Consider the following 20,299-nt stretch of genomic DNA (forward strand, 5'->3'; position numbering starts at 1 on the left):
TAAGAAACCGGTTACGTTACCAATGATCTCATAGGACACGCCCCGGCAAAAAAACAGATTTGTTGTGGGAATTGAACGGGTGGATCCGCTCCCTTCACCCGGAGAAGTCCCGTACCTTAATGAGGGTAAACGGCCAACGGTATAGGAAGTACGGTGGCTGATGGCTGAACTTCGGATTGTCGGGACTGCACACGTTTCCCAGAAAAGTGTTGATGAGGTGAAAGCCGCAATCGAGGAGTTCCGGCCGGACATTGTTGCAATAGAACTGGATCCTGCCCGGTTTGCGGCCCTCAAGAAACAGGCAAAGGACCCGACCGTGGAGGATGTCCTTGAAGTCAAGAACTTCAACTCGCTTCTTGTCCAGTGGCTCCTCTCCTACCTCCAGCGCAAGATCGGCGTCGATGTTGGTGTTGAGCCCGGGGCCGAGATGAAGGCTGCCATTACTGAAGCAGAAAGCCGCAATATCCCGGTTGCCCTCGTGGACCGCGACATCCGCCTTACTCTGCTCCGGTTCTGGAAATCCATGGGGGTAATCGAGAAGATCAAGATGTTTTTTGCATTAATCTTCTCGATTGCCGAAGTGGACAAGGGAGAACAGATCGATATCGAATCTCTCAAGGACCAGGATATCATCGATGCTGTCATGGAGGAGTTTCACCGGTTTTCGCCCAACGGGGCCCATGCGCTGATTGACGAGCGGGATGCGTTCATCGCCCACCAGCTGGTCATTCTCAAGGCGCAGAGACCGGATGCCCGCATCCTTGCCATAGTCGGTGCCGGCCACCGCCAGGGCATTACGAATTATGTCGAGAAACCGCAGACCCTGCCGCCGTTTGATTCACTCATTAAAGAGCCAAAATCCTTTCCCTGGGCAAAAATTTTCGGTTTTGCAGTCACCGGGCTCTTTGCATTCCTGCTTGCCGCGATTGCATTTTCTGGCGTAGGCTGGACAGTACTCCTGTACGCACTCCTCTTCTGGGTAATCATTCACGGGGTGCTTGCCGCGGTATTTACCCTCATTGCCGGCGGCCATCCCTATTCTGCCCTAACCTGTTTTGCCGTGGCGTGGATGACATCACTTAACCCGCTGCTCCATGCCGGGTGGTTTGCCGCATACGTTGAGGCAAAGGTCAGGAAGCCGCCGGTTTCGGATTTCCGGAAGATCTATGAGACAGAGTCATTGCGGGAGATGGCACGCATACCGCTCTTTAAAGTCGTACTCGTGGCAGCGCTGGCAAACCTGGGAAGCCTGATAGGTACCGTGCTGTATTTTTTCCTTGTCTTCCCGCTGCTTCACATTGACCCGGGAACGGTGATCTCCACCGGGGTTCACAACATGTATACGTGGGTCGCCGGGCTCATTTAAAAAAGAAAACAATAGATAATCCGGAAAGGACCGGTCAGGGCTCGTGTATTCCGGTCCCCACTGTGCATGCCCGGATCTCCTGGTCAATCCAGTCCTGCACTACCAGTTTCATCTGCTGCTGAGTCATGCCCGCAGAAAACCGGATCCGGATCTCCACTTCAAGCAAATCGAGGATTGGCTCGACAGTCCGTAAATACTCCTCTGCCCCGGTAAATCCCCCGGCTTTCTCAATATGGATCATCACCAGATCGTTGAGGTGCGAGAACTCACCGGTTACATCAATAATCTGTTCGAGAGTCATACCACCTGCAACGGGAGGCGCCGGAGTACAGGAAGGGTCGGGCACTCCGGCATTTGCCTCACCGGTGTCCATTTTTCCTTCCCGCCGGTTGGCTGAATCCTCGTCCATATACGCGCTCCCGCATACACTACCCTTACCAGAGTGGCTCGAACCTGAACCGATAAATAGGTTGGCATCAGGAGCGGGGGGCTTTACTCAGGGGTGTTGTCTTTCCTTGTTTGCTCCCGACAGGATACCCCGGGCTGCGCAGTGTCCTGTAGAAAACGCGGCCTGGAGGTTAAACCCGCCGGTATCCCCATCGATATCGAGCACCTCCCCGGCAAAAAAAAGGCCGGGTACCAGTCTCGATTCCATGGTTTTGGGATTCACCTCATCAAGTGCAACACCGCCCCGGGTTACCATGGCAACAGAAAGATTGCCTACTGATGAAACCCGGACCGGGTATTCCGTGAGCATGCTGATCAACCGGTTGCGGGCGGCAGCGGTCAGGTGGGCCCCGGTACTGTCGGCCGGAACACCCGCACATTCCGGGAGAAGACGGGCCAGCCGTTCGGGAATTCCAAGCCCGGCAACAAGGGACTTGATCGCTTTTGAAGGTGAACGGGCAATGGCAGCAAGGATCTCGCGTTCCAGCGCATCGCGCCTGACAGACCCGGAAAACGCTATCCGGATCTCGTCACCGGCCCGTATGTCCCGGGAGCAGTCAAGAATGCCAGGACCGGAGAGGCCGGTGTGCGTAAAGAGCAGGTCACCGTTTCCTTCCATAATCCTGCGGCCGTTGCGCCAGAGTGAGAACGGGAGCGCAGGAAAGGTTATCCCGGCAAGTGAGGAAAACGGGAACGGTTCTGCAATAACCGGGGAAAGTGCAGGGCCAACATCAGTAATCGTATGGCCAAGAGACGCCGCGATCCGGTACCCGTCACCGGTGGAGCCTGTCTTTGGGTACGAGGCCCCTCCCGTGGCAAGGACAAGGTGCCGGGCGTATACCCACCCGGCCGATATTTGAACCCTGAAACCGGGATTTGCAATCTCAACCTGCCGGACGGGTTCCCCACATTTGAGGATAACTTCCCTGAGCTCGCATTCCCGGATAAGGAGCGCGGTAATATCGGCGGCGTTACGACTTCTGGGAAAGATCTTCCCCCCCGGCGTTGTCTCAAAAGAAAGGCCGCGTTCCTCAAAAAATCCGATTAGGGCCTTGTTGGTGAAGGATAACAGGGACGGTTTGAGGAACTGGCCGTGCGAACCGTACCGGGAAAAGAACGATCGGATATCTCCCTCGTGAGTGAGATTGCACTGGCCGGTACCGGAGATGTTAAGTTTCGCTCCTGGCGTGGCGTTTTTCTCGAGTAAGAGTACGCGGGTTTGCGGGGCCGCAGCATGGATCGCACAGAAAATGCCGGCCGGACCGGCACCGGCAATTACCGTATCGTACTTTTCCAAAAGGGCACCTGTGTACGGATTATCTCGCTTTTCCGGCAGATGAACCTTGCATTATATCACCATCAAGAGCAGGTTTTTGTAAGTCAGGTACATCGAACGATCGCAGTTTCCGGGAAGCCGGAGGGACTACCGCACAAGGGACCTAATTACACTTTTTCCGGAACCATTCTGCATAATGATGGCGCAGCTCCGCGGCCTCTTCCGGGGTAAAATCCTTCTTTTTATGGGTATGGAGGTGTTTTTCCATCTGCCGGATGATGTGTTCGGCATCATGGTAATCCCCGACCTCAAGGTACGCGGGCACCTTGGCAACCTCGAACGCATGCCCGCAGGCCGGGCAGAGTTTCCACTTCTGGAACCGGTCCACATAGGAGAACGCCCTGCATCCCGGACACCGGAGGATGAGGTACATAGGCATGAGGTCATCTGTGTGACCTCTATAAAAATATATTGATATCCGGGTCAGGGATTCCGGAAATGTATCCTGCCGGGAAAAACAGGGAGAACTGTTATACCATAATGCCAAACGAAATCCCTATATGGTGCGATTACCCCATACACAGGGATTATGGAAAATATCGCTGTCACAGGTATCCGGGGACTTCCCCTCATAAAATCCGGTGATAATATTCCCGCGATGATCTGTGAGAAAGTGGAGATACACAATGGAGATATCCTGTCTCTTGCTTCCACGATCTACTCAAAAGCCAAGGGCTATACCAAATCCCTTTCCGAGATCACCCCTTCACCGCAGGCTGTCCGGCTGGGAAAACTCAACGGGGAAGACCCCCGGTTTGTCCAGGCCGTTCTCGATGCCTCAAAGGAGATCCTCATGGAGCATCCTTTTATTCTCTCCGAACTTCCATTCGGCCACATCGGAGTCCGGGCAGGGGTGGACCAGAGCAACATCGATGATGGCCACGTGATCTTCCTCCCACCGGACCCGATGCAGGCGGCAGCGGAGGTAAGGGAGGAGATCAAAAGGATCACCGGAAAAACCATCGGTGTGATCATCACCGATACCTGCGGGAGATCCTTCAGGCGGGGCCAGACCGGGCATGCCATCGGGTGGAGCGGGTTTACCGCGATCCGGGACTTCCGGGGAGATACTGATCTCTTCGGCCACAAACTCAAGATCACTGAGGAGGCAGTGGTGGACGAAATTGCAGGGTTTGCCAACTTTGTCATGGGGGAGAGCAACAACGGGGTTCCCGCAGTGATCTTCCATAACTGCCCATCATGGACCGGCCATGACGAGATCTATTTCTCGAAATCAGAGGATATCACAAGAAAACTGCTCAAAGGGCACAACCCTTCATGAGAGAAAAAGGGATCCGGCTGTATTAGCCGGGTTATGCGTGTGTTGAATAGAGAAGATTAAGGGCCATAACAATGATCCCGATTACTGCTGCGATAGCCATGACCGCTATGGGACTGATATGAACAGCCCGCCGGTCCTCGCTCTCGTAGTAGTTGACGAGACCTGCTGAGGAGAGTAACCTTCCGCCTTGCTTCTTTGCCATACAAATATATTTCCTTTTTCGCTATATAAAAGAGAGTTACGGGGATTGATGCAGGCAGGACAGGTTCTCTCGGGCCAGGCTATTGTGGGTGAAGAGCTCGCGCTGCGGCCGGTGGATATCGTAATTGAAGGGGACAGGATCACGGCTATCGAAGAAAATCCCCGTGCACCTCCGGTCTGGATTTGCCCGGCTTTTTTTAATGCACATACCCACCTTGGGGATACCATTGCCATGGACTGCGGAAGCACCGGCGATCTGGTCAGCCTGGTTACTCCTCCAGACGGCCTCAAGCACCGGCTCCTTGCTGCTGCAACAAAAAAGGATCTTACCGCGGGTATGCGTGCATCGGTTACCGGGATGATCCGATCCGGGACATTGGGCTGTGCTGATTTCCGGGAAGGTGGCAGGGAAGGGGTATTGGCACTCAGGGACGCAGTGGCCGGCCTTACTTTCAGACCGGTCATTTTCGGAAGGGGAGGGGGAGAAGATCTTGCAGACGGCCTTGGGGTAAGCAGTACCCGTGATGTTCCGGGTGTGGAAGAGATGATCAGGCACGCACGGAATGCCGGAAAAAAAATAGCATTCCATGCGGGTGAGCGGGACCGTGGCGACATTGATGCAGCCCTCTCCTTTGAACCGGATCTTCTCATCCACATGACTCATGCAACAAAAAGGCAGCTCAGGGCATGTGCGGAACAGGAGATCCCGATCGTGGTCTGCCCCCGGTCCAACTGGGTACTGGGCGTGACCTCATCGGCACGCCATCCCCCAGTCCGGACCATGATCGAGCTGGGGTGCACCCTCCTGCTTGGAACAGACAATGTAATGTTTATCCCCCCGGATATGTTCTCGGAGATGGCATTTCTCTCAACGATCTACCATCTCGATCCCCGGGTTATCCTCCGATCTGCGGTTGCAGGATCGGAACTGACCCGTACACCATTTTTCATCCGTAAAGGTGCCCGCGCAGCCTTTTTTACGTTCGATCCGGCCCAATCCGCGCTTGTATGCAGCCGCGACCCGGTCGCATCTCTGGTAAAACGCGCTCAAACGGGCATGCGCGGGAATAACGTTTTTAATTTGAAAACTCAATAAAAATGGCATGTTTGTTTCGGGTGATGCCAATGTTTACTAACATACTTGTTGCCATCGATGGTTCAAAGGCAAGCGATCAGGCTATCGAACGGGCTGTCGACGAAGCAAAATTATGGAACGCACGGCTTCATGCAGTATACGTGGTAGAAACGGGCCTTTTTACATCACTCCCCTCAGACAATACCGTAGAACTCATGTACCGTGCGCTTGAAACCGAGGGGAATGCAGTCCTTGAAAAAGCAAAAAAAATCGCAGCAAAAAATGGTGTAACTCTTACTCCGCACTTAAAGCAGGGACACGCCGGGAGCGAGATTCTGGCTCTGGCCGCAAAAGAGAAGGCCGACCTTATCGTTTCTGGTTCCCACGGTAAGAGCAGGACCGACAGCATTCTCTTAGGAAGCGTCAGCACCTATATTACTACACACAGCCCGGTCACGACCATGGTGGTGAGATCATAACCGACATGCTTGTTAAAGACTACATGACGTCCGATGTCGTCCATGTCGATATCCCCGGCAACCGCGACGATGTTCTCAAGATCCTCAAACGCACCGGCATCTCAGGAGTACCCGTTCTCAAGAACAAGAAGCTGGTCGGCATCATCACCCGTAAGGATCTCCTGCGAAAACCCGAGGAAACCCAGCTCGGCCTCCTCATGACCTCAAAGCCGATAACCATCGGCCCTGATGCAGATATCCGGGAGGCGGCCCGGCTGCTGGTTTCCCACCGGATCCGAAGGTTACCGGTGGTAGAGGACAACAAGCTGATCGGCCTGATCTCAGTTGCCGACCTCATCCACGCGATTGCCCAGATGAAGATAAAAGATGAGATCAAAGATCTCTATACAAGTACAACCTTTGCACTCTGGGAAGACACCCCGCTCCCGCTTGTAGGAAGGGTCATGGAGATCTCCGGTGTGGACGCAATCCCGATCCTCAATTCTGACAGTGTCCTCCAGGGCATCATCTCAGAACGTGACCTGATCCGGCACTCGTCAATCGAAGACTCTGTCGGCGTTTCCGACTTCTCGAACGGTACAGATGATGACGAGTGGACCTGGGAGAGCATCCGCGACAACCACTCCATCAGTTTTGGCATCTCCCGGGTGCAGCTGCCCAACCGGCCGGTGAAACTGGCCATGGTAAAGAATGTCGTGGCAGTTCCCAAGAACTCCGAAGTGAGCGAATGTGCGCTCAAGATGCGGAGATCGCGGGTCGACCAGCTCCCGGTGGTCAACGGGGATAAAAGGCTGTCAGCCATGCTCTTTGACCGGGAACTTATCCGGGCCCTCTGCAAAGAGGATACGGAATAACAACCTTTAAGTTCCCCGGTGTCATTTTACCTATAAAACGCTTTTAATTGATTTTAGGCGTTCATTTGTTTTTGAGGTGTTGATATGCCTGAACAATATCAGGAATCTATGACAGGGACGACAACGGTAGGTCTGGTATTTGCCGGAGGGGTGATCCTTGCCACGGAGAAGCGTGCGACCATGGGATATATGATCGCAAGCAAGCGTGCAAAGAAGGTCTACCAGATCGCCGACCGTATCGGCATGACAATTGCCGGCGGGGTCGGGGATGCACAGCAGCTGGCCCGGATCATTACCGTTGAATGCAACCTGTACCAGATACGCAGGTCACGGGAGATCACGGTAGGGGCCGCATCTACGCTCCTTTCCAACTACTTAAACCAGAACCGGTACTTCCCGTACTACGTCCAGTTGCTGGTCGGCGGAATTGACGATCACGGGCCAAGCGTCTACTCGGTGGATGCAATGGGAGGGGCCACAAAGGAGGAGGACATTGTCTCCACCGGTTCCGGCTCGCCCATGGCCTACGGTGTGCTGGAAGACCGGTACCGCCCGGGGATGAACGAGGATGAGGCAGTCGAACTTGCGGTCCGTGCCCTGCGGTCGGCCATGAAGCGCGATGCCGGATCCGGCGAAGGAATCCATGTTGTGGTCATCACCAAAGACAGATACGAAAATGTCAGTGAGGAGACCATAAAAAAACACCTCGCCAAAACTATCGCATAATCTCTTTTTAGGACGTTTACAGTTATGTTGATTGAAGATCGGTTAAAAGAGCTCAGGGATAAGATCAACGAGCGGGTGCCTTCGGGAATCCGGGTCACCGAGGTTGAATTTGAAGGGCCCGAACTTGTGATCTACACGGATGATCCCAAACGGTTTGCCGATGAAGCCGACCTGATCCGGGTCCTGGCACGCGATCTGCGCAAGCGGATCGTTGTCCGTCCCACTATCCTTGAGGATCCTGAGAAAGCGGCAAACGAGATCCGGGCGGTTGTACCGGATTCCTCAGGTATCACGGATATTTTCTTTGACGCGGATACCGGGGAAGTTCTTATCGAGGCAGAAAAACCCGGTGTAGTTATCGGGAAAAACGGGATCACGCTGCGCGAGATCACCAAGCATATAGGCTGGACGCCAAAAGTGGTCCGCACCCCGCCAATTGAAAGTTCCACGGTCAAGCAGGTCCGGCAGTACCTGCGCTCGGTCAACGAGGAACGGAAAACGTTTTTGCGTACCATCGGGCGCCGGATCCACCGCGATATCCCGGGCCGGGACGAAACCAACAAGGATGCACCAAGGAAAGACCAGTGGGTCCGGGTCACGACCCTTGGCTGCTGCCGTGAAGTAGGCCGGGCAGCCTTCCTCTTAACCACCCCTGACAGCCGTGTGCTCATCGACTGCGGGGAAAAACCGGACAATGCCGGCGGGACCCCATACCTCTATGTCCCCGAGATCCACCCCCTCGCCCAGCTCGATGCCGTGGTCCTTACCCATGCCCACCTCGATCACTGTGCACTCATACCCCTCCTGTACAAATACGGGTACGAGGGCCCGGTATATTCCACCCCGCCAACCCGGGATCTCTCGGCGATGCTCCAGCTGGATTACCTGGATGTCATCAACAAGGAGGATCGCAAGATCCCCTACAGTTCAAATGAGGTCAAGACCTACATCCGGCACTCGATTACCCTCAATTACGGCAGCGTGACCGATATCGCCCCTGACATCAAGCTCACCTTCCATAATGCAGGCCATATCCTTGGCTCCGCCATCGCACATTTCCACATCGGAGACGGGCTGTACAACATCGCATTTACCGGGGACTTCAACTACAGCAAAAGCAGGCTTTTTAACCCGGCCATTAACCAGTTCCCGCGCCTCGAAGCCCTCTTCATGGAGAGCACCTATGGCGGTTCCAATGATTTCCAGCCGGCACGCTCGGACGCAGAATTGAAGCTCTACGAGACAATCAACAAGGTACTCTCGCGGGGCGGCAAAGTGATCATTCCAGCATTTGCCGTGGGCAGGTCACAGGAAGTCATGCTTGCCCTTGAAGAGGGGATGCGTCTTGGAAAAATCCCGCATGTCAAGATCTACCTCGACGGCATGATCCGCGAGGCAACAGCCATCCATACTACCTACCCGGAGTACCTCAACAATGACCTCCGGAACCTGATATTCCGGGAGGGGATGAACCCCTTCCTTGCCGAGTGCTTCCAGCAGGTGGACTCATCCGAGCTCCGCGAGAAGGTGATCAACGGCGATCCGTGCGTTATTATCTCCACAAGCGGGATGCTCAACGGCGGACCGGTCATGGAATACCTCCTTAACCTTGCCGAGGATGAGAAGAATGCGCTCGTCTTTGTCGGGTACCAGGCTGATGGAACGCAGGGCAGGCGCATCCAGAAGGGGTGGCGCGAGGTACCCCTGGGCCGGAAGGGCACGATCACAATTAACCTCGAGATTGACACCATCGACGGCTTCTCAGGGCACTCTGACAGGCGCCAGCTGATGAACTACATCGGCCAGATCCAGCCCCGGCCCGAGAAGATCTTCTGTATTCACGGCGATGAGAACAACACCATCGATCTTGCCAGTTCCATCTACAAACGTTACCATATCCAGACGCACTCTCCGATGAACCTGGAAACGTACCGCATGGTATAACACTGAACTATCAATGAAGGCATACCTCGCTGTCATTTGTCTGGGCGTCTTTGCGCTGATGGCACTTTCAAATGCGATCGTCCCGGTGCTTCCTGCATTTGCACCGGGAGCGGCAGAGGAGGGCGCCATCTATGCTGCCTATTTTCTTGGTGCCTTCCTCTTCACGCTCCCCGGGGGCATTCTTTCCGACAGATACGGCAGGGTGCCGGTGATCCGCGCCGGCCTTGTGCTGACGGTGATAAGCGGGGCCCTGCTTTTCTGCGCATCGGGGCCCCTGCCGGTGATCGCGCTTCGCTTCATTGAGGGTCTCGGAGCCGGTCTTTTTATCGCGGCAGGGATGTCGTATATCAACTCGCAACCAAACCACACCCGCCTGAGTGGTTATTACCTGGCCATGCTCAATGTGGGGCTGGTGGCCGGTCTTGCGATTTCGGGATGGCTTGCCACCCGGTTTAGTGAGCCAGCACTGGGAATCGGCGTTTTTACCCTAATTTCCCTTGGGGCACTTGCCGCAGGCCTCATCATCCGCGAAACACCGGTGGCACATTCCTGCACCGCTGCCAGCCCCCGACAGGATCTCCGGGGGATTGCCGCGCTCATTCGTGCCCATGTACGGTTGTGGTATTCTGCGATTGTCCTTGTGGGGATCACCGGCGTGATCTCGTCACTGTACCCGGGTTTCTCAAAAGAACCGGCAGATGTCCTTGGTATCTGGCTCGCGGCGATGAGCGTGGCTACAATTATTACGGTGCTGGTGATCTCCCGATTTCCCCTGCCTGCACGGGATACTATCCGGTGGTCAGCGGTCCTTATGGCCGGGGGGGTTCTTCTCTCCTTTGTTTCTCCCTTTGGTTTTGTGGTGCTCGGGGCCCTTGCCGGTATCGTGATGGTTGCCCAGATGGCGATCCTCGCAGGAGAACAGGACCGGCAGGGGCTGGTCATGGGCCTGTTTTCTACCGCAAGTTACCTGGGTATGACTATCCTGCCGTTTATTGCCGGGATCCTTGCTGAAGGAGCAGGGTATCCTTACGCATTCGTTTTCACCGCAATCCTTGGCGGAACGGTAGCATTTTTGATCTGCGGCAGGCGCTGCAACCCGGCCCCGACAGGAATGTAAACCACGCCAGACCGTTAGGGTAAAACAATACCTTCATCTGTTACAAAAGAGCATTTTCGGATATGCAGATGAGCACAAAAGCTGGTATGCTGGTCCTTGTTCTCCTTATTCTCATTCCCGCGGTGGCAGCTGAGGATGCTACGGACTGGTACACCAAAGCCCAGAACGCTGCTTCAGCAGGCGACTATACCGATGCAGTGATCTATTACACCAATGCAATCAGTCTCAATCCTACCTATGATGCCGCATACGCCGGGGAGGCGGCGGCACTTAATTCACTCGGGCAGTATTCCGCGGCACTTACCGCAGCAAACCAGGCCCTTGCAATCCGTTCAAGTCCCACAGCGCTTGGAGCGCAGGCGGATGCCCTTTTTTACCTGGGCAGGTACAATGACGCGATCGGGGCTTATACCAATTATACTGCAGTCGTAACCAATCAACAATCGGCATACTGCAATCTTGCATATTCCTATGTTCAGGTCAACTATACAACACAGGCACTTGCCACGTATTCCCAATGTACAAATCTTAACCCAAATGATCCATTGGTATGGAACCAGATTGGCCTTGTGGATATGTCCTTGGGCAAGTATACTGATGCCCTGAATGCATTTAACAAGGCAACTGCTCTTACCGTCAATAATGCTGAGATCTGGAACAACAAAGGAGAGGCACTTGTTGCACTGGGCCGGTATCAGGATGCAGTTCCCTGCTTTAACACCGCGCTCACGTTGAATCCGACCTACACTGCAGCACAGGAAAACCTGAATGCGGCCATGGGCAAGGGCCAGGTCTATACGTATACAATGACACCCACCCCGACAGAGTCCCGCTGGTACCTGGGAGGGATTACCCCAACAAGCGCAACCCCGACTGAAGTTGCAGTATCCCTTGAAAATATTACCCAGGTTGTCCAGACAGCAACGCCGGTTACTACAATCCAGGCAACAACACCTGTCCCGACACGGACCACGTATACGCCGCTCTCACCAGTTCCGGTGCTTGCGGGCCTTGGTTTTGCAGTATTCCTTCTGGTCCGGATCAGGAGAGGTAAGAACCGGTGAGTTTCTAAAAAAAACAGGAAGCTCATTTTCTTTTTATCGTTTAGGACAGGTGTGAACTATACTCCCGCATAACCCGCAGATAAATTTCTGCGGCTTTTTTGAGTGCTGCAACAGAAACCCGTTCATTGATCCCATGCAGCGTGGCTAGATCGCCGGGACCATACTCGATCACCCGGAATCCCGCTGCACGCAGGTGCCGGGCATCGCTTGCCGCCCACTGGAGGATTGGGCTCGCAGGTCTGCCCTGCACGGCACTGACCTCCCGACAGACCACGGAAACAAAATCACAGAGAGGATCGGTCAGGGAAGGCTCATGAAGGGCTTTCCTGACAAGCGCGGCATGGGGTGCGTGAGCCATAATCCCTTCAACCAGCATCCGTATATCGCATCCCCACGGGATACGCAGTTCAAGATCGAGATTGCAATGCTGGGCCACAATGTTGACCTTCTCCCCTCCGGCTATTATGCCGGGGTTAAACGACACCCGCTCCAGGATATCCCCTCCCTTATCTAACCCGAACTCTTCGGCAAAGACTGCTGACGAAGACCTGATCAGGTCCCTGAGATCTTCATCCAGGGAAAAAACATGATCGGGAAGACCCCTGACATATTCAAGCAGGTGTACGGCTTCCATAACTGCACTCCTCCCCACGAGGGGATACAGGGACCCATGGCCGGGTTTCCCGGTAAACCGGAGTTCAAGCCGGCAGAGCCCCTTCTGCCCGATGCAGGGATGCAGGGCAGGAGAGGGTTCGGCAATCAGGCAATCACAGGGAGGAAGAAGACCTTTTTCAAGCAGGAGCCTTACTCCGTACTCGCCTCCGGTCTCTTCGTCACACACAAAAAGGAGGGTGGCTGGCAGGGGCTCACCGGCTTCAAGAAGGGTATCGCAGGCAGAGAGGATGGCAGCGACACCGCCTTTCATATCGCTTGTACCCCGGCCCCAGACATATCCCTCTTCGATGGCCCCGGAAAACGGGGGGCGCTCCCAACCCTCTTCAAGGGCCGGTACTACATCCACATGCCCGCAGAGCATGAGCGAACGGGGATCTCCCCGGGTCACCAGGTTGCAACGTCCCCCAGGAGAACAAATAATATCCGATTTTATGCCCCGGTCGGTGAGAAAGTCCCTGATGTATCCTATGGGTCCGGAGGTATCGCCCGGCGGGTTTTCACTCCGCATAGAGACAAGGTCCGAACAGATAATATCAGGCTCCATCATAAGGGCTTCCGGTAAAGGGGATTCAGGATTGTTTCTCTGTCATGAACTGGACAAACAACCGGGAGAGCGAGGCCTCCTCGTACAGGCTCTTGAGGAACTCCTGTTCGAAAAGCTCATCGATGAGGACAATGAAAAAGTCGGGAGGCACTGCCTGCCTGCTATCCGGGTCGGGCACAATGCGGAAGCTCCGGTAGCTTGCAGGATCCTCCGTGTCATAGATGATCTGCCAGAGCGAGGGGAGTTTTGCGAATTTCTCCGGGTGTGTCTCTTTAAGCCAGGTCATAAATGCAGGGAACCGGGGGCGGTCCCCTTTCTTTTCCTCATCGATACGCCAGCGCATATACTCTGCACCCATGACATTCTTTGGCGACTGGTAGTTGTAGGCATAGACACTGCAGGTGTAGTCGATATGGGCAAGGGCATCAACGAAATAGAAATACAGGGTCTTGTCAAAAAGGGAGGTATCATGAAGGATCAGGGATTTTTCATAGAGATGGGAAAGGACCTGGACATACTCGTTGTCTGATGTCATACTCCTAGTGTGGGCGTGATTCGTAAATAAACCCCCGTAACTGGCACTGCCTTCCGGTCCTGGGGCAAATACGATTATTTGAAGAAAGGTTCCCTTTGTTCGACAGCCTTGCGGAAGAGTGATTCCAGCTCGGCCCCTTTCGTTCCCCGGATAGAGAGATGGTTATCCGTCCGCAGGAGGCAGGGTTTGAGTTTGCCATCCGAGGTAACACGAAGGCGGTTACAGTAAGCGCAGAATTCAGTATTGTGAAGCGGGCGCACCACTTCTACTTCTGCACCATCAAGACAGTACTTTTTCCGGTGATGCATCCGGCGTGTGAGGATCCCACTTGACCGCGAGGCGAGCATTGCCTCGACTCCCTTCAGGTCACCGTGGTAATCACAATCCTTGAAATGCATCAGCTCGATAAGCTGGAGGACGAGATTTCGGTTGTCCCGCACGTAATCCAGAAAATCATCAATCTCGTTATCGTTTATCCCGGAAAGGATCACCATGTTAAGTTTGACCGGAGTAAGTCCGGCCCGAAGGGCGGCATCTATCCCGGCAAGCACGTTGTTTAAGCAATCGCAGCCGGTAATCCTTTTATAGGTCTCCGGGTTCAGGCTGTCCAGGCTGACATTGACACGGCGAAGGCCGGCTGTTTTCAGATCATAGGCCATATCCGCAAGAAGGATCCCGTTTGTTGTAACAGATGATTCAATCCCCACAGGAACGGCCCTGATAATATCGAGAATGTCCGGACGGATAAGGGGTTCACCGCCGGTGAACTTGATGCTCCGGATCCCGAATTTTGCCGCAACATTCATGATCGCGATGATCTCGTCAGTACTCATCTCTGTGGCCGGGTTCTTCTCACCCTCGGCATGGCAGTAGATACAGGAAAGATTGCACCTGGAGGTAAGGCTGATACGGAGGTTGGTGACCGGGCGGCCATAGGAATCCCTGAGCGTTTCTGTTGCAGACATATGCAGATTGTTTAGCCTTTGAAGTTTTTTGCGATAATATATATTTCCGTACTTCCCTTACGGGTCGCCTTGGTGGAATAGGTCTTTACGGCATAGAACTGCCCCTGGATGGCTGCGAGCAGTTCGGGGAAGTCGGCCCCCTGGAAAGACTTAATCACAAAATTCCCGCCAGGTTTTAAGACATTGCAGGCAAAGAGAAGCGCTTCTTCACCAAGAGCGATCGCCCGTGCCTGATCGTAGCTCTTGTGACCAGAGAGTTTTGGGGCTGCATCGCAGACAACAATACACACCGTGCCAAGCATCTCCTTAGCCTGCTTCTGGACAACAGGATCGGTGAGATCGCCTTCAAGGGTCTCGATGCCTTCAATGTCTGCAATCGGATTAAGGTCGATTCCCAGGACACGGCCATCAGTGAGCGTACGCAGCACCTGGAGCCAGCTCCCCGGGGCAGCACCGAGATCGATAATATTGTCGTCTCTGCGGATGACCGCAAATTTTTCCTGAATCTCGATAAGCTTGTACGACGCCCGGGACCGGAATCCTTCGTGCTTTGCCCGGAGATAGACCTTATCCCGTGACCATTGAGAACCCATGCAATTTCACCTGAAATTTTACCGATTCAGACCCAAAACGCTATAATTAAAGTATGACGATATACTGTATAAGACAGTTGTTAAGGGGAAAGCGATGTTAAAAGCAACCATTGACGCAGAGATATTCCGGGAGGCCATTGAAGCGATCTCGGCACTCGTTCCCGAGTGCCGTCTGCATACCGCGGAAGATGGGATTACCACCCGGGCTGTAGACACCGCCAATGTCGCCATGATTGCGTTTACGCTGAAAAAAGAGGCGTTTGACACCTTCAAGGCAACCAAGAGCGAGATCGGTGTCGATATCTCCAAGATGAAGAACATCTTCAATATGGGCGGGAAGGGCGATCTCATCAGTCTCGAACTTGCGGACAACGCCCAGAAAATGGCGGTCAGCGTCCACGGTTACCATTACTCGATCACCCTCCTTGATACCAATACTATCAGGAAGGATCCCAATTCCCCGACAATCAATCTGCCGGGGAAAGTTGTAATCTCCGGTGAAGACCTTAATAATGCAATCAAGGCTGCTGCAGTCATCTCCGACAAGATTGCCATGGGTATCAATCCCAAGGACCAGACATTCTACATGGTTGCCGAAGGCGATACCGATCACATCCAGCGCGAGTTTGGCAAAGACGAACTCAAGTCGCTCTCCCCGGTTGAGGCGCGTTCCCTCTTCTCCCTTGACTACCTCAGGGACATGGGCAAGGTAATGTCAAAGGCGACGGAAGTTGAGGTCTGCCTGGGCATTGACCACCCGGTTCGGTTCTCCTTTGATATCGCGGGCGGCAACGGGCACGTGGAGTACCTGCTTGCACCTCGTATTGAGGCTGACTGAATGGAATATGTGCCCTCAGGCAAGGAACTATCCCATTTTCCGTTTTTGAAAAAAGCCCAGGATCCTATCCGGTCCCGGTTTGCTTCGCTTGGAACAATACTTTCTACTCCCAAAGGAGAGGAGCTCGTCTCATTTGCGGTCGCCCGGATCCGGGACGCACTTTCCCAGAAAAAAACCCGGGCCCCGGAGGTGCGCGATTCTCCTGAGGACGAGATCGCCGCATATGCGCTGGCCCGCATTGTCGTTTCCTGTGTGAATGACAAACAGCTTATAGACCGGCTCACCCGGTATGAGGCAGAGAGGGCGTATTATTTCCTCGTTAACGAAGAAGAGTGGAACAGCCGGTACACTCAGGGCGAGGGAGAGTATTCCCGCCTCTGGGAAGCAATCGTAGATGAACTGGGCATCAGAATAGAGAACAACCGGATGCCGGTACCCGATTACGTGGAACTTGTGGCTCCCCTGCACGAGGACCGTTACCGGTTGATTAACCGGCGCGTGGAGCAGGGATTTGTCACGATCAACAGGGACGAACGCTATGATCTGCTGCGGGAGCGGGTCCGTGTACTCCTGCGCCGCGATCTCCCCCACCGGGTGCCAAAGGAGGTTTGCGAGCTGCTTGCTCCAAAAGCTGCGGAGATCAAGAAAGTATACCAGGAGCAGATGCTCCGGCAGTTTGGCAAAGTGGAAGAAAGTGCCTTTCCCCCGTGCATGCAGGCATTAATTTCTGCTCTTGCAGCGGGCACTAACCTCACGCATGCAGGCCGGTTCTCGCTTACTGCATTCCTCCATAACATAGGTATGGACCTCACCGGGATTGCAGAACTGTACGCACGCTCCCCGGACTTCGATATTGAGAAGACCATGTACCAGGTTGAGCATATCACCGGTCGCGGGGGAACAGGGACTGAGTATACGACCCCGGCCTGCGCAGCTATGCAGACCACAGGCCTCTGCGTGCACCGGGATGCAATCTGCGAGAAGATCAGCCATCCCCTGAGTTATTACAAAGTAAAAAAGTCCCGACCTCTCAAACCTGCCCCTCAGAACAGAGAGACTAAAAATGCCGGTGACCCGGAGAACACATAAAAAAAATTCTATGCTGTCGAAAACCTTGCGGATCCCACCAGACAAGAGATCACGAAATATGCGGATTGCTAGGAATAATTAGGATGACCGGGTTTTTTGCCGGGAAAAATGCCGGCATTTCTTTTTTCGCGCGAAAAAAAAGATCCGGGTGGAATCCGTACTCCTGGACAATACCGCAGTACATACACCGGTAACAAACGGTTATATTTCCAAGTTTCTGACAGGGCCAAAAAACAAAAAATCGCCAGGCTATTCAGACGATCTTCTCGTTAACCATGTATCCTGCCCCGGAGAGGAACAGGATAAAGATGACAATGGCGATGATATAGGCTGCTCCTGTAGCGGGAATGACCATAGGGAGTATCGCAAGGCAGACAACCAGGATCGCAAAGCCCGTTACGCCAATAAGAACATCGAGCAGTCGTGCATCCATCCCAGAAATGTGGGCTTTTATCGGTTATATGCATATCCCCGGGAATAAGTTATTGTGATGACGATACGGCAATCATATTTATTTACAACCTCGGGGCAGATTCAGGTCGATAAGAATCGCAGCGGATCACAGGCTATGACATAAGAGAAGAGAATAAAAGCCCTCCGGATAAACAAAAGGAGCAGATACGATGACCAGTCCGGATCGACAGAGAGATGAGGTCCTTGCAGAGCTTTCCAAAGCCACTGCATCTCTAGGGGGTACGATGGCTTCGGTGCTGGCAGTTAAAGGGATAACCAACATCGGGTATGCGATCCGGGGGGCCCGGGACAGTGCCGGTGTTGCCGCAGTGACAGGAGGATTTGAGGTTCAGGGCGATACGGTCAGGGCAGCGGGAGCATGCACATTTGATGCTGATGCTGCTCTTGCAGCAATTATCCTTACTGCCTCAAAATTTGATCCGGTGATGCGCTCGGCCGCTACGATCCGATTCACTGACGAGGCAGGCCAGATCCTTGAAGGCATGTTCCTTGAATGCTGCACCGTTGACCGGCGCGGGAAACCCCCGGGAATCGGTACCATGGACTGGGGAATCGCATCCTGCTGCAAAGAGGGGGTGCCGGAAGCAATTATCGACCGCGGGAATCCTGACCATCTCCCCCGGATTCACCTGTTCGGCGAAAAACCCGGAGATGTTGCAGCCAATATTATTATGTTGTCGAACCGCATTATACCTATAGAACTTTGAGGAATAACGCATGGGAATCAAGCCATCGTATATCAAAACTATCGGTACGGCACTCCTTTCCACCCAGAAAGAGCATTTCAGTAACAACTTCGACGCAAACAAGCAGCAGCTTGCCAGCTCGGTCTCCGTTGACAGCAAAAGGGTCAGGAATCGAATCGCCGGGTATATAACAAGAAAAATTAATACAAAAAGACACCCATAACGCATGGTATGTTTGAAGGTGTCCTTCCCGCTATTATCACTCCTTTTCGGCGCAATTCCGCGACGAGCCTGGATATCCCGGGGCTTGAGCGGAATATCAGTTACCTCCTTTCCTGTGGCATCCACGGAATTGTCCCCTGCGGCTCGACCGGTGAGTCGGCAACGCTCTCGTTTGCCGAGCATGAAAAGGTCGTAAGCACTACCATCGACAAGGTCAACGGCAAGGTGCCCGTCCTTGCGGGAACGGGCTCAAACAACACCGCAGAAGCAGTCATCCTCACCAAGGCGGCAAAGGACACCGGTGCCAATGGCGTGCTCGTTATCAGCCCATATTACAACAAGCCCAACCGGGCTGGCCTTATAAAGCATTACACGAAGCTTGCGGACCTTGATATTCCCGTGGTCATCTACAATGTTCCCGGCCGCACGGGCCAGAATCTGGAACCCGACCTGATCGCGGAACTTGCAAAACATCCCAGTATTGTCGGGATCAAGGAGGCAAGCGGCAACATCGGCCAGGTCTCCCGGATTATCGAAATGACACAGGACGAGGACTTTACGGTTACCTCCGGTGACGATAACCTTACCCTCCCGATCATGGCGCTGGGCGGAAAAGGCGTGATCTCGGTGGCCGCAAACGTGGACCCCACACGAATGGTTGCTCTCTACGAAGCGGCAAAAAAAGGTAACTGGGATAAAGCGCTTGCCCTGCATTACGCCCTCTCCCCGGTCTTCCGGGCAATGTTCGTTGATACCAACCCGATACCTGTCAAGAAAGCGGTGGAGCTGATGGGCATGGCAGGCGGCCCGGTCCGGCTCCCTCTCGATGATCTGGACGAGAAAAAGACGGCGGATCTCAAAAAGATTCTTGCCGCTATCCCGACAGCAAAAACGGCGGCCGCGCAGAAGAATCCCGCAAAGAAAACTGAGGTAAAACGCAGCCGGAGGTGAATCCGAAATGGCAAAGGTTGTTATCTGCGGCGCCTCCGGTCGTATGGGCCAGACTTTGGGAAGGATGGTAGCAGAATCGCAGGATCTCGAACTCGCCGGCGGGATCGATCTGCACCCGGGATCCTTCTTTGGTGCCGAGATCGTGGCAGCAAAAGAGATCGAGGCGCTCCTTGCAAGCAAAAAACCCGATGTACTGATTGATTTCACGGTCGCACACGCTGCAGTGGAAAACGTAAAGAGTGCGGCAAGGAATAACGTTGCCCTGATCGTGGGAACCACCGGATTTACACCGGAGCAGCGTGAGGTTATGGCAACTGCGATCAATGGACACGTTCCGGCCGTTATCTCGAGCAACTACTCAGTTGGCGTCAACATCTTCTGGCAGCTGGTACGGGAAGCCGGAAGGCTGCTTAAGGATTACGATATCGAGGTTATCGAGGCCCATCACCGGAACAAGAAGGATGCTCCGAGCGGGACGGCTAAAACCATCCTCCAGATCCTTGATGAAGAGGCAGGGGAACGCAGGAAACTTTACGGTCGCGAGGGCATGATGGAACGGCAAAACGAGATCGGTGTCCATGTTATCCGTGGCGGGGATATTGTGGGCGATCACACGGTCATGTTCTCAAAGAACTTCGAGACGATCGAACTCTCCCACCGGGCATATGACCGCTCGGTCTTTGCAAGCGGGGCACTTCGTGCTGCACGCTGGGTTGTCGGGAAAAAACCGGGCATCTATGGTATGAACGACGTTCTTGGCCTGGAGAAAACCTGACCGTGTTTTCCTCTGTATACATCGAAACCTATTTTTTGTCTTTTACCGCATTATTACGATG

General features: G+C 53.9%; 24 protein-coding genes. 15 read left to right on the forward strand and 9 right to left on the reverse strand.

Going from position 1 to position 20,299, the window contains the following annotated elements; genetic code table 11:
• The first annotated feature begins 160 nt into the window (after positions 1-160).
• The gene (locus tag MBOO_RS07185; RefSeq protein WP_012106927.1) at positions 161-1,366 is read left to right on the forward strand and encodes a TraB/GumN family protein; all 1,206 of its coding nucleotides are present in this window, start codon (positions 161-163) and stop codon (positions 1,364-1,366) included.
• A gap of 34 nt (positions 1,367-1,400) precedes the next feature.
• Here the strand turns inward: MBOO_RS07185 and MBOO_RS07190 are convergent, their stop codons facing one another.
• The 3 genes from MBOO_RS07190 to MBOO_RS07200 form a co-directional block, all read right to left on the reverse strand.
• Positions 1,401-1,775: a hypothetical protein gene (locus MBOO_RS07190; protein WP_012106928.1), complete on the reverse strand. Its 375-nt coding sequence runs from the start codon at positions 1,773-1,775 to the stop codon at positions 1,401-1,403.
• An 87-nt stretch (positions 1,776-1,862) separates the two neighbouring features.
• On the reverse strand, positions 1,863-3,110 hold the full coding sequence (locus MBOO_RS07195) for a BaiN/RdsA family NAD(P)/FAD-dependent oxidoreductase (RefSeq protein ID WP_012106929.1): 1,248 nt from the start codon (positions 3,108-3,110) through the stop codon (positions 1,863-1,865).
• A gap of 142 nt (positions 3,111-3,252) precedes the next feature.
• Positions 3,253-3,522, reverse strand: a complete 270-nt coding sequence (locus MBOO_RS07200) for a DUF1922 domain-containing protein (RefSeq protein ID WP_048068362.1) — start codon at positions 3,520-3,522, stop codon at positions 3,253-3,255.
• Between the two features lie 156 nt (positions 3,523-3,678).
• On the opposite strand from MBOO_RS07200, the gene MBOO_RS07205 reads away from it, so the two are divergent.
• A complete protein-coding gene (locus MBOO_RS07205) occupies positions 3,679-4,431 on the forward strand; it encodes a coenzyme F420-0:L-glutamate ligase (protein WP_048068363.1) in 753 nt (250 codons plus the stop codon).
• A 31-nt stretch (positions 4,432-4,462) separates the two neighbouring features.
• Here MBOO_RS07205 and MBOO_RS07210 read toward each other — a convergent pair whose 3' ends face one another.
• On the reverse strand, positions 4,463-4,633 hold the full coding sequence (locus MBOO_RS07210) for a preprotein translocase subunit Sec61beta (protein ID WP_048068364.1): 171 nt from the start codon (positions 4,631-4,633) through the stop codon (positions 4,463-4,465).
• Positions 4,634-4,681: 48 nt separating this feature from the next.
• Between MBOO_RS07210 and MBOO_RS07215 the strand changes: the two genes are divergently transcribed.
• The 7 genes from MBOO_RS07215 (at position 4,682) to MBOO_RS07245 (ending at position 11,891) form a co-directional block, all read left to right on the forward strand.
• Positions 4,682-5,728 (forward strand): amidohydrolase family protein, encoded by a 1,047-nt coding sequence (locus MBOO_RS07215; protein WP_012106932.1) that lies wholly within the window; start codon positions 4,682-4,684, stop codon positions 5,726-5,728.
• 29 nt (positions 5,729-5,757) lie between these two features.
• Complete coding sequence (locus MBOO_RS07220; protein WP_012106933.1) at positions 5,758-6,186, forward strand: universal stress protein; 429 nt, start codon at positions 5,758-5,760, stop codon at positions 6,184-6,186.
• A gap of 5 nt (positions 6,187-6,191) precedes the next feature.
• Entirely contained in the window at positions 6,192-7,040 is an 849-nt protein-coding gene (locus tag MBOO_RS07225) for a CBS domain-containing protein (RefSeq protein WP_012106934.1), read from the forward strand.
• 84 nt (positions 7,041-7,124) lie between these two features.
• Positions 7,125-7,766 carry an archaeal proteasome endopeptidase complex subunit beta gene (gene psmB / locus MBOO_RS07230; RefSeq protein ID WP_012106935.1) on the forward strand — a complete coding sequence of 214 codons (642 nt, stop codon included), beginning with the start codon at positions 7,125-7,127 and terminating at the stop codon, positions 7,764-7,766.
• Between the two features lie 24 nt (positions 7,767-7,790).
• Positions 7,791-9,710, forward strand: a complete 1,920-nt coding sequence (locus MBOO_RS07235; protein WP_012106936.1) for a beta-CASP ribonuclease aCPSF1 — start codon at positions 7,791-7,793, stop codon at positions 9,708-9,710.
• Positions 9,711-9,723: 13 nt separating this feature from the next.
• Positions 9,724-10,827 carry an MFS transporter gene (locus MBOO_RS07240; RefSeq protein ID WP_012106937.1) on the forward strand — a complete coding sequence of 368 codons (1,104 nt, stop codon included), beginning with the start codon at positions 9,724-9,726 and terminating at the stop codon, positions 10,825-10,827.
• A gap of 62 nt (positions 10,828-10,889) precedes the next feature.
• A complete protein-coding gene (locus MBOO_RS07245) occupies positions 10,890-11,891 on the forward strand; it encodes a tetratricopeptide repeat protein (RefSeq protein WP_012106938.1) in 1,002 nt (333 codons plus the stop codon).
• A gap of 40 nt (positions 11,892-11,931) precedes the next feature.
• On the opposite strand, the gene MBOO_RS07250 is transcribed toward MBOO_RS07245, so the two are convergent.
• The 4 genes from MBOO_RS07250 to MBOO_RS07265 form a co-directional block, all read right to left on the reverse strand.
• Entirely contained in the window at positions 11,932-13,113 is a 1,182-nt protein-coding gene (locus tag MBOO_RS07250; protein WP_012106939.1) for a M20/M25/M40 family metallo-hydrolase, read from the reverse strand.
• Between the two features lie 22 nt (positions 13,114-13,135).
• Positions 13,136-13,645, reverse strand: a complete 510-nt coding sequence (locus MBOO_RS07255) for a hypothetical protein (protein WP_012106940.1) — start codon at positions 13,643-13,645, stop codon at positions 13,136-13,138.
• A 74-nt stretch (positions 13,646-13,719) separates the two neighbouring features.
• Entirely contained in the window at positions 13,720-14,610 is an 891-nt protein-coding gene (moaA, locus tag MBOO_RS07260) for a GTP 3',8-cyclase MoaA (RefSeq protein ID WP_012106941.1), read from the reverse strand.
• Between the two features lie 11 nt (positions 14,611-14,621).
• On the reverse strand, positions 14,622-15,203 hold the full coding sequence (locus MBOO_RS07265) for an RlmE family RNA methyltransferase (RefSeq protein WP_012106942.1): 582 nt from the start codon (positions 15,201-15,203) through the stop codon (positions 14,622-14,624).
• A gap of 94 nt (positions 15,204-15,297) precedes the next feature.
• Between MBOO_RS07265 and MBOO_RS07270 the strand changes: the two genes are divergently transcribed.
• Both MBOO_RS07270 and priL read left to right on the forward strand, forming a co-directional pair.
• Positions 15,298-16,041, forward strand: a complete 744-nt coding sequence (locus tag MBOO_RS07270) for a DNA polymerase sliding clamp (protein ID WP_012106943.1) — start codon at positions 15,298-15,300, stop codon at positions 16,039-16,041.
• The gene (gene priL / locus MBOO_RS07275; RefSeq protein WP_012106944.1) at positions 16,042-17,130 is read left to right on the forward strand and encodes a DNA primase regulatory subunit PriL; all 1,089 of its coding nucleotides are present in this window, start codon (positions 16,042-16,044) and stop codon (positions 17,128-17,130) included.
• 253 nt (positions 17,131-17,383) lie between these two features.
• On the opposite strand, the gene MBOO_RS07280 is transcribed toward priL, so the two are convergent.
• Complete coding sequence (locus MBOO_RS07280) at positions 17,384-17,563, reverse strand: hypothetical protein (protein WP_048068365.1); 180 nt, start codon at positions 17,561-17,563, stop codon at positions 17,384-17,386.
• Positions 17,564-17,753: 190 nt separating this feature from the next.
• On the opposite strand from MBOO_RS07280, the gene MBOO_RS07285 reads away from it, so the two are divergent.
• Genes MBOO_RS07285 through dapB form a run of 4 tightly spaced genes read left to right on the forward strand, consistent with a single transcriptional unit; the run spans position 17,754 to position 20,238 of the window.
• A complete protein-coding gene (locus MBOO_RS07285) occupies positions 17,754-18,311 on the forward strand; it encodes a thiamine-phosphate synthase family protein (protein ID WP_012106945.1) in 558 nt (185 codons plus the stop codon).
• 10 nt (positions 18,312-18,321) lie between these two features.
• The gene (locus tag MBOO_RS07290) at positions 18,322-18,513 is read left to right on the forward strand and encodes a 30S ribosomal protein S17e (protein ID WP_012106946.1); all 192 of its coding nucleotides are present in this window, start codon (positions 18,322-18,324) and stop codon (positions 18,511-18,513) included.
• A gap of 8 nt (positions 18,514-18,521) precedes the next feature.
• Complete coding sequence (dapA, locus tag MBOO_RS07295; RefSeq protein WP_012106947.1) at positions 18,522-19,463, forward strand: 4-hydroxy-tetrahydrodipicolinate synthase; 942 nt, start codon at positions 18,522-18,524, stop codon at positions 19,461-19,463.
• A 7-nt stretch (positions 19,464-19,470) separates the two neighbouring features.
• A complete protein-coding gene (gene dapB / locus MBOO_RS07300; RefSeq protein WP_012106948.1) occupies positions 19,471-20,238 on the forward strand; it encodes a 4-hydroxy-tetrahydrodipicolinate reductase in 768 nt (255 codons plus the stop codon).
• Positions 20,239-20,299: the final 61 nt, after the last annotated feature.

Source organism: Methanoregula boonei 6A8, from assembly GCF_000017625.1.
GTDB lineage: Archaea > Halobacteriota > Methanomicrobia > Methanomicrobiales > Methanospirillaceae > Methanoregula > Methanoregula boonei.

Coding starts and splice junctions, on each gene's coding strand:
- MBOO_RS07185 (WP_012106927.1), top strand. CDS start 161: ATGGCTGAACTTCGGATTGTCGGGACTGCACACGTTTCCCAGAAAAGT.
- MBOO_RS07190 (WP_012106928.1), bottom strand. CDS start 1,775: ATGGACGAGGATTCAGCCAACCGGCGGGAAGGAAAAATGGACACCGGT.
- MBOO_RS07200 (WP_048068362.1), bottom strand. CDS start 3,522: ATGTACCTCATCCTCCGGTGTCCGGGATGCAGGGCGTTCTCCTATGTG.
- MBOO_RS07205 (WP_048068363.1), top strand. CDS start 3,679: ATGGAAAATATCGCTGTCACAGGTATCCGGGGACTTCCCCTCATAAAA.
- MBOO_RS07210 (WP_048068364.1), bottom strand. CDS start 4,633: ATGGCAAAGAAGCAAGGCGGAAGGTTACTCTCCTCAGCAGGTCTCGTC.
- MBOO_RS07215 (WP_012106932.1), top strand. CDS start 4,682: ATGCAGGCAGGACAGGTTCTCTCGGGCCAGGCTATTGTGGGTGAAGAG.
- MBOO_RS07220 (WP_012106933.1), top strand. CDS start 5,758: ATGTTTACTAACATACTTGTTGCCATCGATGGTTCAAAGGCAAGCGAT.
- MBOO_RS07225 (WP_012106934.1), top strand. CDS start 6,192: ATGCTTGTTAAAGACTACATGACGTCCGATGTCGTCCATGTCGATATC.
- psmB (WP_012106935.1), top strand. CDS start 7,125: ATGCCTGAACAATATCAGGAATCTATGACAGGGACGACAACGGTAGGT.
- MBOO_RS07235 (WP_012106936.1), top strand. CDS start 7,791: ATGTTGATTGAAGATCGGTTAAAAGAGCTCAGGGATAAGATCAACGAG.
- MBOO_RS07240 (WP_012106937.1), top strand. CDS start 9,724: ATGAAGGCATACCTCGCTGTCATTTGTCTGGGCGTCTTTGCGCTGATG.
- MBOO_RS07245 (WP_012106938.1), top strand. CDS start 10,890: ATGCAGATGAGCACAAAAGCTGGTATGCTGGTCCTTGTTCTCCTTATT.
- MBOO_RS07250 (WP_012106939.1), bottom strand. CDS start 13,113: ATGATGGAGCCTGATATTATCTGTTCGGACCTTGTCTCTATGCGGAGT.
- MBOO_RS07255 (WP_012106940.1), bottom strand. CDS start 13,645: ATGACATCAGACAACGAGTATGTCCAGGTCCTTTCCCATCTCTATGAA.
- moaA (WP_012106941.1), bottom strand. CDS start 14,610: ATGTCTGCAACAGAAACGCTCAGGGATTCCTATGGCCGCCCGGTCACC.
- MBOO_RS07265 (WP_012106942.1), bottom strand. CDS start 15,203: ATGGGTTCTCAATGGTCACGGGATAAGGTCTATCTCCGGGCAAAGCAC.
- MBOO_RS07270 (WP_012106943.1), top strand. CDS start 15,298: ATGTTAAAAGCAACCATTGACGCAGAGATATTCCGGGAGGCCATTGAA.
- priL (WP_012106944.1), top strand. CDS start 16,042: ATGGAATATGTGCCCTCAGGCAAGGAACTATCCCATTTTCCGTTTTTG.
- MBOO_RS07280 (WP_048068365.1), bottom strand. CDS start 17,563: ATGGATGCACGACTGCTCGATGTTCTTATTGGCGTAACGGGCTTTGCG.
- MBOO_RS07285 (WP_012106945.1), top strand. CDS start 17,754: ATGACCAGTCCGGATCGACAGAGAGATGAGGTCCTTGCAGAGCTTTCC.
- MBOO_RS07290 (WP_012106946.1), top strand. CDS start 18,322: ATGGGAATCAAGCCATCGTATATCAAAACTATCGGTACGGCACTCCTT.
- dapA (WP_012106947.1), top strand. CDS start 18,522: ATGTTTGAAGGTGTCCTTCCCGCTATTATCACTCCTTTTCGGCGCAAT.
- dapB (WP_012106948.1), top strand. CDS start 19,471: ATGGCAAAGGTTGTTATCTGCGGCGCCTCCGGTCGTATGGGCCAGACT.